This window comes from Streptococcus sp. HMSC076C08 (genome assembly GCF_001810825.1).
Lineage (GTDB): Bacteria > Bacillota > Bacilli > Lactobacillales > Streptococcaceae > Streptococcus.
The window spans coordinates 125,181-139,098 of the sequence record NZ_KV802719.1 but is presented as its reverse complement, the minus strand read 5'-3'; the positions used below and the strand labels follow the sequence as shown (position 1 = coordinate 139,098).

General features: G+C 41.2%; 16 protein-coding genes. All 16 read left to right on the top strand.

The window, feature by feature from the left end; all coding sequences use genetic code 11:
* Window positions 1-259: LPXTG cell wall anchor domain-containing protein (locus HMPREF2766_RS01530; RefSeq protein WP_222563408.1), on the top strand; the 259-nt coding region annotated here is incomplete at its 5' end.
* Window positions 260-369: 110 nt separating this feature from the next.
* Window positions 370-576 (top strand): hypothetical protein, encoded by a 207-nt coding sequence (locus tag HMPREF2766_RS01525; RefSeq protein WP_000390701.1) that lies wholly within the window; start codon window positions 370-372, stop codon window positions 574-576.
* On the top strand, window positions 573-767 hold the full coding sequence (locus tag HMPREF2766_RS01520; RefSeq protein ID WP_070567316.1) for a hypothetical protein: 195 nt from the start codon (window positions 573-575) through the stop codon (window positions 765-767). Before HMPREF2766_RS01525 ends, HMPREF2766_RS01520 begins: the two co-directional genes overlap by 4 nt.
* On the top strand, window positions 754-1,629 hold the full coding sequence (locus HMPREF2766_RS01515) for an ABC transporter ATP-binding protein (protein ID WP_070567314.1): 876 nt from the start codon (window positions 754-756) through the stop codon (window positions 1,627-1,629). The genes HMPREF2766_RS01520 and HMPREF2766_RS01515 overlap by 14 nt, the downstream gene beginning before the upstream one ends.
* A 12-nt stretch (window positions 1,630-1,641) precedes the next feature.
* Window positions 1,642-2,376, top strand: coding sequence for an ABC transporter permease (locus HMPREF2766_RS01510; protein WP_000794227.1), 735 nt, complete (start codon window positions 1,642-1,644; stop codon window positions 2,374-2,376).
* A gap of 4 nt (window positions 2,377-2,380) precedes the next feature.
* Window positions 2,381-3,478, top strand: a complete 1,098-nt coding sequence (locus HMPREF2766_RS01505) for a sensor histidine kinase (protein WP_061587141.1) — start codon at window positions 2,381-2,383, stop codon at window positions 3,476-3,478.
* A gap of 1 nt (window position 3,479) precedes the next feature.
* Window positions 3,480-4,079 (top strand): response regulator transcription factor, encoded by a 600-nt coding sequence (locus HMPREF2766_RS01500; RefSeq protein WP_070567312.1) that lies wholly within the window; start codon window positions 3,480-3,482, stop codon window positions 4,077-4,079.
* Window positions 4,080-4,397: 318 nt separating this feature from the next.
* Window positions 4,398-4,811 carry a 30S ribosomal protein S12 gene (gene rpsL / locus HMPREF2766_RS01495; protein WP_001142332.1) on the top strand — a complete coding sequence of 138 codons (414 nt, stop codon included), beginning with the start codon at window positions 4,398-4,400 and terminating at the stop codon, window positions 4,809-4,811.
* Between the two features lie 19 nt (window positions 4,812-4,830).
* The gene (gene rpsG / locus HMPREF2766_RS01490) at window positions 4,831-5,301 is read left to right on the top strand and encodes a 30S ribosomal protein S7 (protein ID WP_000087873.1); all 471 of its coding nucleotides are present in this window, start codon (window positions 4,831-4,833) and stop codon (window positions 5,299-5,301) included.
* A gap of 278 nt (window positions 5,302-5,579) precedes the next feature.
* Window positions 5,580-7,661: an elongation factor G gene (fusA, locus tag HMPREF2766_RS01485; protein ID WP_000090340.1), complete on the top strand. Its 2,082-nt coding sequence runs from the start codon at window positions 5,580-5,582 to the stop codon at window positions 7,659-7,661.
* A 322-nt stretch (window positions 7,662-7,983) separates the two neighbouring features.
* Window positions 7,984-9,684 (top strand): acetolactate synthase large subunit, encoded by a 1,701-nt coding sequence (locus HMPREF2766_RS01480; RefSeq protein WP_000411745.1) that lies wholly within the window; start codon window positions 7,984-7,986, stop codon window positions 9,682-9,684.
* The gene (gene ilvN / locus HMPREF2766_RS01475; protein WP_001253813.1) at window positions 9,677-10,153 is read left to right on the top strand and encodes an acetolactate synthase small subunit; all 477 of its coding nucleotides are present in this window, start codon (window positions 9,677-9,679) and stop codon (window positions 10,151-10,153) included. Before HMPREF2766_RS01480 ends, ilvN begins: the two co-directional genes overlap by 8 nt.
* A gap of 90 nt (window positions 10,154-10,243) precedes the next feature.
* Window positions 10,244-11,266: a ketol-acid reductoisomerase gene (ilvC, locus tag HMPREF2766_RS01470; protein ID WP_000290683.1), complete on the top strand. Its 1,023-nt coding sequence runs from the start codon at window positions 10,244-10,246 to the stop codon at window positions 11,264-11,266.
* Between the two features lie 79 nt (window positions 11,267-11,345).
* Window positions 11,346-12,596 carry a threonine ammonia-lyase IlvA gene (ilvA, locus tag HMPREF2766_RS01465; protein ID WP_000947300.1) on the top strand — a complete coding sequence of 417 codons (1,251 nt, stop codon included), beginning with the start codon at window positions 11,346-11,348 and terminating at the stop codon, window positions 12,594-12,596.
* An 82-nt stretch (window positions 12,597-12,678) separates the two neighbouring features.
* A complete protein-coding gene (locus tag HMPREF2766_RS01460) occupies window positions 12,679-13,575 on the top strand; it encodes an SPFH domain-containing protein (RefSeq protein WP_000244062.1) in 897 nt (298 codons plus the stop codon).
* Window positions 13,576-13,681: 106 nt separating this feature from the next.
* Window positions 13,682-13,897 carry a capsule biosynthesis transcriptional regulator gene (locus HMPREF2766_RS01455; RefSeq protein ID WP_001130031.1) on the top strand — a complete coding sequence of 72 codons (216 nt, stop codon included), beginning with the start codon at window positions 13,682-13,684 and terminating at the stop codon, window positions 13,895-13,897.
* Window positions 13,898-13,918 lie beyond the last annotated feature (21 nt).

The window sequence follows — 13,918 nt, the reverse complement described above, 5'->3', positions numbered from 1 at the left end:
AAATATCATTTCAGGATTCTATACTCCAACAGTAGTAGAACTTCCAAAGCAAGTGAAGCCGTCTGATAAAAAAGAACTTTCAGTACCTGATTCGAAACCAGATCAATTGACTCAAAACATCTCTGTAGAAAAAAATCAACTTCCAAATACAGGAAGTCAAGAAGATGGTTTGAAAAATCTAGGAATTCTGACAGCCCTAGCAGGTGCTATGACACTTGGATTGCTAGGTAAAAAGAAACGAAACGATGAATCAGACTAATCATTTTTAAGAACCGAGAAATCGGTTCTTTTTTATGACATTTGTCATATTTCCTAGTGACAGAAGCATCTAGCTCAGTTAACTTCAAAGGACTATAATTGAAGTATGAAATGGAGGAAGAAGAAATGAAAAATAAAATGATTGTCGCAGTGAGTTTAGTAGCAGCAGGAGTTATGACCTATCTCATGTTTTCAGGATTGGACGAGGGTTTCTATCATTTTCCTTGGGAGCTCTTTGCTGGCTTTGGAATGATGTCTTGGCTTGTCAGAGAAGGTTTGAAATTAGTCAGAGATGTAAAAAAGGAGTTTGAGGAATGAAAAAAGCAATCATCTGTCTCTTTATCGGCCTGTCACTCTTAGTATGGTTAGTGGAAATGTTTACTGGTTGGTTTGACCAAACCGTGCTTCGCCAATTTATTCGTGGTGCTTGGGGTTTTGGGTTTATGATTTTCGTCGTTTTCCCTATGGGAATGAAGTGGTTGAAAGGAGAATCTCATGACTGTGATTAAAGTTGAGAAATTGAGTAAGAAAATAAAAGACAAGGAGATCTTGCGGAACATCTCCTTTGAAATCAACGATGGTGAATGTGTCGCCTTGATCGGACCTAACGGAGCAGGTAAGACGACCTTGATTGATTGCCTCTTGGGCGACAAGTTCGTGAGCTCAGGTCAGATAGCTATTCAAGGCTTTGCACCAACAGATCCTCGATTAAAGCAGCTTATTTCTATCTTACCTCAAGAAAATACGGTGGTTCAAGACTTGAAATTGAAAGAACTCTTATCCTTCTTTCAATCAATCTATCCAAACAGTCTCTCCAATCAAGAAATTGATGACTTGCTGAGATTTTCGGACAAACAGAAAAATCAGCTGGCGGGCAAGTTGTCTGGTGGGCAAAAACGTTTGTTCTCTTTCGTGTTGGCTTTAATCGGTCGTCCGAAAATTCTATTTTTGGACGAACCAACTGCTGCCATGGATACCTCGACACGTCAGCATTTTTGGGAAATTGTCAATCGGTTAAAGAAAAATGGTGTCACCATTGTCTATTCTTCTCACTATATCGAAGAGGTAGAACATACGGCTGACCGCATTTTGGTGCTCCATAAGGGAGAATTGATTCGCGATACGACGCCTTATGCTATGCGTGGTGAAGAACAGGAAAAACACTTTACCGTGCCTCTAACTTATCAGGAAGTTATCAGCACTTTGGACCAGGTTCAAGAGCTTGAAATCAAGCAAAATGCTCTTTCCTTCACAACCAAAGAAGCCAGCCAGGTATGGAAAGTCTTGCAAGAACAGGGCTGCATGATCGAAGAAATTGAAGTTCGCAATCGAACTCTCTTAGACAGTATCTTCGAAACGACTCAAGACTAAAGGAGATTGACGATGAAAAATATGACAAGTCTCATGAAAGTGGAAATCATTCTGATGAAACGGCAAGCAGTCTACTACTTGCTATCCATCGGACTTCCAAGTGTGTTTTACCTTATATTCTCTGGTATGATGTCAGGGTCAGATATTCCAGAAATTGCTCTTCAAGCCTATCTTTTTGCCATGACGCTCTTTAGTATCATGTCAAGTGCTTTTTTCAGTATCCCAAGTACACTCGAGTCTGATAAGACAAACAACTGGCAAAAATTGATTCAACATTCTCCCGTATCTATGGTAGAATATTATGTATCAAAACTGTTCAGTACCCTACTGACTTTCTTGTTATCAATTACAGTTGTCTTTTCAGTTGGTCATTTTGTCCGTGGAGTGACTCTGCCTTGGCTTGACTGGATGGTAATTGGTGCTATTTTGCTGATCGGAAGCGTGGTCTTTATCAGCATGGGGGTCTTGGTGAGCTTGCTACCCAGTGCTCAACTGATGACGGTTGTTGGAAATATTGCCTATATTGCTTTGGCTGTTCTAGGTGGACTCTGGTTCCCCTTGGATTCCTTCCCAGAATGGCTCCAATCTATTGGAAAGCTGACTCCAACCTATCAACTGATGCAGGTCGTCTCTACTTATTTGGAACACCATGAATTTAATATTCTTTCTGCCTTGGTTGTGCTAGGCTATACAGTTTTCTTTGGTGTACTGGTAATCCAGCTGAAAAAAAGGATTGAGGTAAAATAAATCTATGTTGGAAAAATTTAAAAACATTCATTATATGTTTCATATTTCAATTGTGTTTATCATCTTTCCTATAGCGGGTGTCATCGTTGGAGATTACCCGCTTTTAACCTTGCTATGGACCCTACTATTTGTACTTGCCTTCTATTCGGTTTTAATCAGTCAGAATCGCACCGTGCAGTGGCTAGCATGGTGGTCCATGCTTGTCTACATTTTTTATACATCTGTTTGGCTAAGTTCAGGTTTCACATGGTTTATCTTTTATTTATCCAATCTCCTTATTTATGAGCTGGATGAGATTTCTTTTCACTCTTGGCGTTTTGTCAGTTTTATTGTCCTGCAACCATTTATTCTGACCGGAATCTATATGGTCAATCATGTTAGTCCCTGGCAGCTACTCTTTTTCTTGGTGACCTTTATCTTTTCCGATGCAATGACCTTTGGTCTCTATCGAATTCGATTGTCGGAGGACATAAAAGAAGAAAAGATGAAACAAAATGCCAAGCTCAATCTTTTCTTGGCTGAAAACGAACGCAGTCGTATCGGTCAGGATCTCCATGACAGCCTAGGTCATACCTTTGCCATGTTGAGTGTGAAGACGGACCTTGCCCTCCAGCTTCTTCAAATGCAGGCCTATCCTCAAGTGGAAAAAGAATTAAAAGAAATTCATCAAATCAGTAAAGAATCCATGAATGAAGTCCGTACAATTATCGAAAATCTTAAAACAAGAACCCTTGCTTCCGAGTTTGCGACTGTTAAAAAAATGCTGGAAATTGCAGGAATTGAAACGGAAATCAATCACCAACTAGATACAGCTAGCCTAACTCAGGAATTAGAATCAACGGCCTCCATGATTTTGCTTGAGTTAGTGACCAACATCATCAAGCATGCTAAAGCATCGAAAGCTTACTTGAAATTAGAACGAACTGAGAAAGAACTCATCCTAACAGTGAGAGATGATGGCTGTGGCTTTGCTTCACTAAAAGGAGATGAACTCCATACCGTTCGAGACCGTGTCCTTCCTTTTTCAGGAGAAGTAAAGGTGATCATTCAGAAACATCCGACTGAAGTGCAGGTTCGGCTACCTTATAAGGAGAGAAATTAAGATGAAATTACTTGTTGCAGAAGATCAAAGTATGTTGCGAGATGCTATGTGCCAGTTGCTTACCTTTCAACCAGATGTAGAGTCTGTCCTACAAGCCAAGGATGGCCAAGAAGCAATCCAACTCTTAGAAAAGGAGTCTGTAGATATCGCCATTCTTGACGTAGAAATGCCTGTTAAGACAGGCCTCGAAGTCTTGGAGTGGATACGAGCAGAAAAGCTAGAAACAAAGGTGGTTGTGGTGACGACCTTCAAACGTCCCGGATATTTTGAACGTGCGGTCAAGGCTGGAGTGGATGCTTATGTCTTGAAAGAAAGAAGCATTGCAGACCTCATGCAAACCTTGCACACTGTTCTCGAAGGACGCAAGGAATATTCGCCTGAATTGATGGAAGTGGTGATGACGCATCCTAACCCGTTAACAGAGCAAGAAATCACTGTTTTAAAGGGAATCGCTCAGGGCTTGTCTAATCAAGAAATCGCAGATCAGCTTTATCTATCAAATGGAACCGTCCGAAACTATGTCACCAATATTCTTTCGAAACTAGATGCTGGTAATCGAACAGAGGCAGCCAACATTGCAAAAGAATCTGGTTGGCTTTGATAAGAAGGGTTAAAAAATTCCGAAACGATAACTTGAATCAAAGGAAATCCATACTAGAAAGGAGGAGGTAAATCGCCTCCTTTTCTGGTTTAGAAAAGCGGTGAAAGCTAGTGTCAAAGAGTTAAAAGATCAGAATAAAAATGAAAAATATCTTGACAATGAAGGAAAAATTGTGTTACAATAATAGACGGTACTTTTTACTTTTGGTCTCTCAAAAGTGTACAGGGACGTGCTGACAAATGTTGCAAAAGTACACACAGATGGTAGCTGTCACCAAGTGTATCATCACCAAAAATAAAAAAACACAGGAGAATGTAGATGCCTACAATTAACCAATTGGTTCGCAAACCGCGTAAATCAAAAGTAGAAAAATCTAAATCACCAGCTTTGAACGTTGGTTACAACAGTCATAAAAAAGTTCAAACAAACGTTTCTTCACCACAAAAACGTGGTGTTGCAACTCGTGTGGGAACAATGACACCTAAAAAACCTAACTCTGCCCTTCGTAAATTCGCTCGTGTACGTTTGAGCAACCTTATCGAAGTTACTGCCTACATCCCAGGTATCGGACACAACTTGCAAGAGCACAGCGTGGTGCTTCTTCGTGGTGGACGTGTAAAAGACCTTCCAGGGGTACGTTACCATATCGTCCGTGGTGCACTTGATACTGCAGGTGTTAACGATCGTAAACAAGGCCGTTCTAAATACGGTACTAAACGTCCAAAAGCATAAGGAAAGGGGATAAAGAGAAATGAGTCGTAAAAATAGAGCTCCAAAACGTGATGTATTGCCAGATCCGCTTTACAATTCACAACTAGTTACTCGTCTTATCAACCGCGTTATGCTTGATGGTAAACGTGGTACAGCTGCTTCAATCGTTTACGGTGCTTTTGAGCAAATCAAAGAAGCTACTGGAAACGATGCACTTGAAGTATTTGAAACAGCTATGGAAAACATCATGCCTGTACTTGAAGTACGTGCACGTCGTGTTGGTGGATCTAACTACCAAGTCCCAGTTGAAGTTCGTCCAGAACGTCGTACAACACTTGGACTTCGTTGGTTGGTAACCATCGCTCGCCTTCGTGGTGAACACACAATGCAAGACCGTCTTGCAAAAGAAATCTTGGATGCTGCGAACAACACTGGTGCAGCTGTTAAGAAACGTGAAGACACTCACCGTATGGCTGAAGCTAACCGTGCCTTCGCACACTTCCGTTGGTAATAAAATGATACTAAGAGCGGCAAAGGCCCAAGGCAAAAATAGGAAACTGATGCAGTGTTCCGTGAACACAAAGCAGTTTATCTTTTTTGCACCGGGCCTCGCTCGGGTTCGAATCAGTTAACTTGAGCTTTTAGCCCGAGTTCAATTCAACTTGTCTACAAGTTGAAACCAACAAAAACAAGATAAACATTGAGAACGGGTAGGTCCTGCCTATCCGTTTTTATTAAAATCGTGTTATAATAGAATAGAAATTAAAATAAATAGGAGAAACAAACCTCATGGCACGCGAATTTTCACTTGAAAAAACTCGTAATATCGGTATCATGGCTCACGTCGATGCCGGTAAAACAACAACTACTGAGCGTATTCTTTACTACACTGGTAAAATCCACAAAATCGGTGAAACTCACGAAGGTGCGTCACAAATGGACTGGATGGAGCAAGAGCAAGAACGTGGTATCACTATCACATCTGCTGCGACAACAGCTCAATGGAACAACCACCGCGTAAACATCATCGACACACCAGGACACGTGGACTTCACAATCGAAGTACAACGTTCTCTTCGTGTATTGGACGGTGCGGTTACTGTTCTTGACTCACAATCAGGTGTTGAGCCTCAAACTGAAACAGTTTGGCGTCAAGCAACTGAGTACGGAGTTCCACGTATCGTATTTGCCAACAAAATGGACAAAATCGGTGCTGACTTCCTTTACTCAGTAAGCACACTTCACGACCGTCTTCAAGCAAACGCACACCCAATCCAATTGCCAATCGGTGCTGAAGATGACTTCCGCGGTATCATCGACTTGATCAAGATGAAAGCTGAAATCTATACTAACGACCTTGGTACAGATATCCTTGAAGAAGATATTCCAGCTGAATATCTTGACCAAGCTCAAGAATACCGTGAAAAATTGGTTGAAGCAGTTGCTGAAACTGATGAAGACTTGATGATGAAATACCTTGAAGGTGAAGAAATCACTAACGAAGAATTGAAAGTTGCTATCCGTAAAGCAACTATCAACGTTGAATTCTTCCCAGTATTGTGTGGTTCTGCCTTCAAGAACAAGGGTGTTCAATTGATGCTTGATGCGGTTATCGACTACCTTCCAAGCCCACTTGACATCCCAGCAATCAAAGGTATCAACCCAGATACAGACGAAGAAGAAACTCGTCCAGCATCTGACGAAGAGCCATTCGCAGCTCTTGCCTTCAAGATTGCAACAGACCCATTTGTAGGTCGTTTGACATTCTTCCGTGTATACTCAGGTGTTCTTCAATCAGGTTCTTACGTAATGAACACTTCTAAAGGTAAACGTGAACGTATCGGACGTCTTGTGCAATTGCATGCCAATAGTCGTCAAGAAATCGAAACCGTTTATGCTGGTGATATTGCAGCTGCTATTGGTTTGAAGGATACAACTACTGGTGATTCATTGACAGATGAAAAAGCTAAAATCATCCTTGAGTCAATCCACGTTCCAGAACCAGTTATCCAGTTGATGGTTGAGCCAAAATCTAAAGCTGACCAAGATAAGATGGGTATCGCACTTCAAAAATTGGCTGAAGAAGATCCAACATTCCGCGTTGAAACAAACGTTGAAACTGGTGAAACAGTTATCTCAGGTATGGGTGAACTTCACCTTGACGTCCTTGTTGACCGTATGCGTCGTGAGTTTAAAGTCGAAGCGAACGTAGGTGCTCCTCAAGTATCTTACCGTGAAACATTCCGCGCTTCTACTCAAGCACGTGGATTCTTCAAACGTCAGTCTGGTGGTAAAGGTCAATTTGGTGATGTATGGATTGAGTTTAGTCCAAACGAAGAAGGTAAAGGATTCGAATTCGAAAACGCAATCGTCGGTGGTGTGGTTCCTCGTGAATTTATCCCAGCGGTTGAAAAAGGTTTGGTAGAATCTATGGCTAACGGTGTTCTTGCAGGTTACCCAATGGTTGACGTGAAAGCTAAGCTTTACGATGGTTCATACCACGATGTCGACTCATCTGAAACTGCCTTCAAGATCGCGGCTTCACTTGCTCTTAAAGAAGCTGCTAAGTCAGCACAACCAGCTATCCTTGAGCCAATGATGCTTGTAACCATCACTGTTCCTGAAGAAAACCTTGGTGATGTTATGGGTCACGTAACTGCTCGTCGTGGACGTGTAGATGGTATGGAAGCTCACGGTAACAGCCAAATCGTTCGTGCTTACGTTCCACTTGCTGAAATGTTCGGTTACGCAACAGTTCTTCGTTCAGCATCTCAAGGACGTGGTACCTTCATGATGGTATTTGACCACTACGAAGATGTACCTAAGTCAGTACAAGAAGAAATCATTAAGAAAAACAAAGGTGAAGACTAATCAGTCCTCACTCTAGAAGGAAGTCACTTAGTGGCTTCCTTTTTTGTCTTTAACTATTCATTTTTGCTGAATATAGTATACAAATTTGGTCGTTAAGTGAGAAAAATACTAATTCTATCCAGAAAGAAAATAATCTAATTTGATAAATTAAAGTAAATAAAGGTTCCTAATTCCGTAGAAAAGTTAATAAAAATGAGGAAAAGATTCATAAATACACTTTTAGATAGAAAATTCAGAAAATTGACTCTTTTGCCTTGAAAATTTTTGAAAAAATGGTATGATAGTAACAAGCTATTTTTTTAAGAGAAGAGAAAGGGGAACAATGGAGAAAATCAGTTTAGAATCTCCTAAGACGGGGTCGGACCTAGTTTTGGAAACACTTCGGGACTTAGGGATTGATACCATTTTTGGTTATCCTGGTGGTGCAGTCTTACCTTTGTATGATGCGATATACAATTTTAAAGGTATTCGCCACATCTTAGGACGCCATGAGCAAGGTTGTTTGCACGAAGCTGAAGGATATGCCAAATCAACTGGAAAGTTGGGCGTTGCCGTCGTCACGAGTGGGCCGGGAGCAACAAATGCCATTACAGGGATTGCAGATGCCATGAGCGATAGCGTTCCCCTTTTGGTCTTTACAGGTCAGGTTGCGCGAGCTGGGATTGGGAAAGATGCCTTTCAGGAAGCAGACATCGTGGGTATTACCATGCCCATTACCAAGTACAATTACCAAGTTCGTGAGACAGCAGACATTCCTCGTATCATTACGGAAGCTGTCCATATCGCAACGACAGGTCGTCCAGGTCCTGTTGTGATTGACTTGCCAAAGGATGTATCAGCTCTAGAGACAGATTTCATTTATTCACCAGAGGTGAATTTACCAAGTTACCAACCGACGCTTGATCCGAATGACATGCAAATCAAGAAAATCTTGAAGCAATTGTCAAAAGCCAAGAAACCTGTTTTGTTAGCAGGCGGTGGTATCAGCTATGCGGAAGCTTCCAAGGAGCTCAATGAATTTGCTGAACGTTACCAGATTCCAGTAGTCACTAGTCTTCTGGGGCAAGGTACCATTGCAACGAGTCATCCGCTCTTCCTAGGGATGGGAGGCATGCACGGTTCTTTCGCAGCCAACATTGCAATGACGGAAGCGGACTTTATGATTAGTATTGGTTGCCGTTTCGATGACCGCTTGACTGGGAACCCTAAGACCTTCGCGAAGAATGCTAAGGTTGCCCATATCGATGTTGACCCAGCTGAGATTGGTAAGATTATCAGTGCAGATATTCCTGTAGTGGGGGATGCTAAGAAAGCCTTGCAGATGCTACTGGCAGAACCAACTGTTCATAACAATACTGAAAAGTGGATTGAAAAAGTCACCAAGGACAAGAATCGAGTTCGTTCTTATGATAAGAAAGAACGTGTGGTTCAACCGCAGGCCGTTATTGAACGCATCGGTGAGTTGACGAATGGGGATGCCATTGTTGTCACAGACGTCGGGCAACACCAAATGTGGACAGCTCAGTATTATCCTTACCAAAATGAGCGTCAGTTAGTCACTTCAGGTGGTTTGGGTACCATGGGCTTCGGAGTTCCTGCAGCTATTGGAGCCAAGATTGCCAATCCAGAAAAAGAGGTCATCCTTTTTGTCGGTGATGGTGGTTTCCAAATGACCAACCAAGAGCTAGCAATCCTAAACATCTACAAGGTGCCGATTAAGGTTGTCATGTTGAATAACCACTCACTAGGAATGGTTCGTCAGTGGCAGGAATCCTTCTATGAGGGTAGAACTTCCGAGTCAGTCTTTGATACACTTCCTGACTTCCAGTTGATGGCACAGGCTTATGGCATCAAAAACTATAAATTTGATAATCCAGAGACGATAGAGAAGGATCTAGAAGTCATTCTGGAGGATGTGCCCATGTTTATCGAGGTGGATATTTCTCGTAAGGAACAGGTCTTACCGATGGTACCAGCTGGTAAGAGCAATCATGAGATGTTGGGGGTGAAGTTCCATGCGTAGAATGTTAACAGCTAGATTGCAAAACCGTTCAGGAGTTTTGAATCGTTTTACAGGTGTCCTTTCTCGTCGTCAAGTCAATATTGAGAGTATCTCAGTTGGTGCGACAGAGAATCCCAATGTATCTCGCATCACCATTATTATTGATGTAGCTTCTCATGATGAAGTAGAGCAAATCATTAAACAACTCAATCGTCAGATTGATGTAATTCGCATTCGTGATATCACAGATAAACCACACTTGGAAAGAGAAGTTATCTTGGTAAAAGTATCTGCTCCTGCTGAGAAGCGTGCAGAAATCTTGGCCATTATCCAACCTTTCCGAGCAACGGTAGTAGATGTGGCTCCAAGCTCAATCACCATCCAGATGACGGGAAATGCTGAAAAGAGTGAAGCTTTATTGCGAGTGATTCGACCATATGGTATTAAAAATATCGCTCGTACGGGTGCAACTGGATTTACCCGCGACTAATACTCTTTGATTTTCATTGAGTATAAAATCCAGCATAAATTTGTTAAACCAGCCTATAAGGCAATAAAAAATAGAAAAGAGAGAAAAACTATGGCAGTTCAAATGGAATACGAAAAAGATGTTAAAGTAGCAGCGCTTGACGGTAAAAAAATCGCCGTAATCGGTTATGGTTCACAAGGACATGCGCATGCGCAAAACTTGCGTGATTCAGGTCGTGATGTCATCATCGGTGTGCGTCCAGGTAAATCTTTTGACAAAGCAAAAGAAGATGGTTTTGACACTTACACAGTAGCAGAAGCAACCAAATTGGCTGACGTTATTATGATTTTGGCACCAGACGAAATCCAACAAGAATTGTACGAAGCAGAAATCGCTCCAAACTTGGAAGCTGGAAATGCAGTTGGATTTGCTCATGGTTTCAATATCCACTTTGAATTTATCAAAGTTCCTGCAGATGTAGATGTTTTCATGTGTGCTCCTAAAGGACCAGGACACTTGGTACGTCGTACTTACGAAGAAGGATTTGGTGTGCCAGCTCTTTACGCAGTTTACCAAGATGCAACTGGAAATGCGAAAAACATTGCTATGGACTGGTGTAAAGGTGTTGGGGCAGCTCGTGTTGGTTTGCTTGAAACAACTTACAAAGAAGAAACTGAAGAAGATTTGTTTGGTGAACAAGCCGTACTTTGTGGTGGTTTGACTGCCCTTATCGAAGCAGGTTTTGAAGTCTTGACAGAAGCAGGCTATGCCCCAGAATTGGCTTACTTTGAAGTTCTTCACGAAATGAAATTGATCGTTGACTTGATCTATGAAGGTGGATTCAAGAAAATGCGTCAATCTATTTCAAACACTGCTGAATACGGTGACTATGTATCAGGTCCACGTGTGATTACTGAGCAAGTTAAAGAAAACATGAAAGCTGTTTTGGCAGATATCCAAAATGGTAAATTTGCAAATGACTTTGTAAATGACTACAAGGCTGGTCGTCCAAAATTAACTGCTTACCGTGAACAAGCAGCTAACCTTGAAATTGAAAAAGTTGGTGCAGAATTGCGTAAAGCAATGCCTTTCGTTGGTAAAAACGACGACGACGCATTCAAAATCTACAATTAATTCTTGTAAAGAGAGACAGAAGGCGAGTTGGGGGTACCTAACTCGTTTTTTATCTTGAACAGTATTTGAGGAGGAGACAATGCTAAGTGCAAAAGATGTGGTGAAAGCCCACAAAGTTTTGAGTGGTGTAGTAGTTGATACACCACTAGAATATGATCATTATTTATCAGAAAAATACCAAGCAAAGATTTATCTCAAAAAGGAGAATGCGCAACGAGTTCGCTCTTTTAAAATTCGTGGAGCCTATTATGCCATTTCTCAACTGTCAAAAGAAGAACGCGAGCGTGGTGTAGTCTGTGCCTCTGCGGGAAATCATGCCCAAGGTGTCGCCTATACTTGTAATGAGATGAAGATTCCTGCAACGATCTTTATGCCCATCACAACACCGCAACAAAAGATTGGGCAGGTTCGCTTTTTCGGTGGAGAGTTTGTGACGATCAAGTTGGTTGGGGATACCTTTGATGCTTCTGCTAAGGCAGCACAAGAATTTACATTAACAGAAAACCGCACCTTCATCGATCCTTTTGATGATGCGCATGTTCAGGCTGGTCAAGGGACTGTAGCCTATGAAATTCTTGAAGAAGCCCGTAAAGAGTCTATTGATTTTGATACAGTACTTGTACCAGTAGGTGGTGGCGGATTGATTGCCGGTGTTTCTACATATATTAAGGAAACCAACCCGACTATTGAAGTGATCGGAGTAGAAGCTAATGGTGCTCGCTCTATGAAAGCAGCCTTTGAAGCTGGGGGACCAGTTAAGCTCAAAGAAATTGATAAGTTTGCTGATGGGATAGCCGTACAGAAGGTTGGGCAATTAACCTATGAAGCAACTCGAAAGAATGTTGAAACGCTGATTGGGGTGGACGAGGGATTGATTTCTGAAACCTTGATTGATCTTTATTCTAAGCAAGGTATTGTAGCAGAACCAGCCGGAGCTGCCAGCGTTGCAGCCTTGGAAGTTTTATCAGACTATATCAAAGGCAAGACGATTTGTTGTATCATTTCTGGGGGGAATAACGATATCAACCGCATGCCAGAGATGGAAGAACGTGCCTTGATTTACGATGGAATCAAGCATTACTTTGTAGTGAATTTCCCACAACGTCCAGGAGCTCTACGAGAGTTTGTAAATGACATTTTGGGGCCAAATGATGACATCACTCGTTTTGAATATATCAAACGAGCAAGCAAGGGGACAGGCCCTGTCTTGATTGGGGTAGCCCTTGCCAATAAGCATGATTATGCTGGATTGATTCATCGGATGGAAAAGTTTGACCCATCTTATATTAATTTGAATGGAAACGAAACGTTGTACAATATGCTAGTTTAAGCTAAAATAAAATTATTATCATATTATTTGCGTAATGGTAATGATGGTGCTATAATGAGGGTGACGAAAGGGGGAGATTCCCATGGTTTTACAAATTTTACTTGTTTTATTGTTTTTAGTGGTGATTGCATCAGTGATTATGGTTAGTTCTGTGTATGTGGTTCGACAACAATCTGTCGCTATCATAGAACGCTTTGGTAAATACCAAAAATTGAGCAATAGTGGTATTCATTTACGAGCTCCTTTTGGAATTGATAGGATTGCGGCAAGAGTTCAACTACGCTTGTTGCAAAGTGAGATTGTTGTAGAGACAAAGACGCAAGATAATGTATTTGTAACGATGAATGTGGCAACTCAGTATCGAGTAAATGAAAACAATGTCACAGATGCCTATTATAAATTGATGCGTCCAGAAGCCCAAATTAAATCCTATATTGAAGATGCTTTGCGTTCATCTGTACCAAAGTTAACCCTAGATGAGTTGTTTGAGAAGAAGGATGAAATCGCCTTAGAAGTTCAAAAACAAGTGGCGGAAGAAATGTCTACGTATGGGTATATCATTGTCAAAACGCTGATTACTAAGGTTGAACCTGATGCTGAAGTAAAACAATCAATGAATGAAATTAACGCGGCTCAACGTAAGAGAGTTGCGGCGCAAGAACTTGCTGAAGCAGATAAGATTAAAATCGTGACCGCAGCAGAAGCTGAAGCAGAAAAAGATCGCCTACATGGTGTAGGGATTGCAGAGCAGCGTAAAGCAATTGTTGACGGACTAGCTGATTCTATCCAAGAGTTAAAGGGAGCCAATGTTGAACTAACTGAAGAACAAATCATGTCTATCCTATTAACGAACCAGTATTTAGATACGTTGAATAATTTTGCAGATAAAGAGGGTAATAATACAATCTTCCTACCTGCAAATCCTAATGGAGTCGAGGACATAAGAACTCATATATTATCGGCTTTAAAAGCCAAATAAAAATATGCAGAATAATATAGTTACGACGAATATATGTTTTTTTATTGACAAACGAAATAAAAACGTATACAATTAAGTATTGTAAAGAATAATTTAGGAGAAGAACATGGCTAAGTCGAACTTTGAAAAAGTAGAAGCAGTTGTTGGCTGGGTTCGTGATAAGAAAATCACAGGCTACCGTATCTCTAAAGAAACGAATGCGCGTGAAATGTCTATCATTGCTCTAGCACAAGGACGCGCAAAAGTTAAAAATATTTCATTTGAAACAGCTCTTGGTTTAATCGATTTCTATGAAAAAAATCATGAAAAATTTGAAGATTAAACTGTGGTCACAGGCAGATTC

Excerpts from the sequence above, each read along its gene's own strand:
- HMPREF2766_RS01525 (WP_000390701.1), top strand. The coding sequence starts at position 370 with ATGGAGGAAGAAGAAATGAAAAATAAAATGATTGTCGCAGTGAGTTTA.
- HMPREF2766_RS01520 (WP_070567316.1), top strand. The coding sequence starts at position 573 with ATGAAAAAAGCAATCATCTGTCTCTTTATCGGCCTGTCACTCTTAGTA.
- HMPREF2766_RS01515 (WP_070567314.1), top strand. The coding sequence starts at position 754 with ATGACTGTGATTAAAGTTGAGAAATTGAGTAAGAAAATAAAAGACAAG.
- HMPREF2766_RS01510 (WP_000794227.1), top strand. The coding sequence starts at position 1,642 with ATGAAAAATATGACAAGTCTCATGAAAGTGGAAATCATTCTGATGAAA.
- HMPREF2766_RS01505 (WP_061587141.1), top strand. The coding sequence starts at position 2,381 with ATGTTGGAAAAATTTAAAAACATTCATTATATGTTTCATATTTCAATT.
- HMPREF2766_RS01500 (WP_070567312.1), top strand. The coding sequence starts at position 3,480 with ATGAAATTACTTGTTGCAGAAGATCAAAGTATGTTGCGAGATGCTATG.
- rpsL (WP_001142332.1), top strand. The coding sequence starts at position 4,398 with ATGCCTACAATTAACCAATTGGTTCGCAAACCGCGTAAATCAAAAGTA.
- rpsG (WP_000087873.1), top strand. The coding sequence starts at position 4,831 with ATGAGTCGTAAAAATAGAGCTCCAAAACGTGATGTATTGCCAGATCCG.
- fusA (WP_000090340.1), top strand. The coding sequence starts at position 5,580 with ATGGCACGCGAATTTTCACTTGAAAAAACTCGTAATATCGGTATCATG.
- HMPREF2766_RS01480 (WP_000411745.1), top strand. The coding sequence starts at position 7,984 with ATGGAGAAAATCAGTTTAGAATCTCCTAAGACGGGGTCGGACCTAGTT.
- ilvN (WP_001253813.1), top strand. The coding sequence starts at position 9,677 with ATGCGTAGAATGTTAACAGCTAGATTGCAAAACCGTTCAGGAGTTTTG.
- ilvC (WP_000290683.1), top strand. The coding sequence starts at position 10,244 with ATGGCAGTTCAAATGGAATACGAAAAAGATGTTAAAGTAGCAGCGCTT.
- ilvA (WP_000947300.1), top strand. The coding sequence starts at position 11,346 with ATGCTAAGTGCAAAAGATGTGGTGAAAGCCCACAAAGTTTTGAGTGGT.
- HMPREF2766_RS01460 (WP_000244062.1), top strand. The coding sequence starts at position 12,679 with ATGGTTTTACAAATTTTACTTGTTTTATTGTTTTTAGTGGTGATTGCA.
- HMPREF2766_RS01455 (WP_001130031.1), top strand. The coding sequence starts at position 13,682 with ATGGCTAAGTCGAACTTTGAAAAAGTAGAAGCAGTTGTTGGCTGGGTT.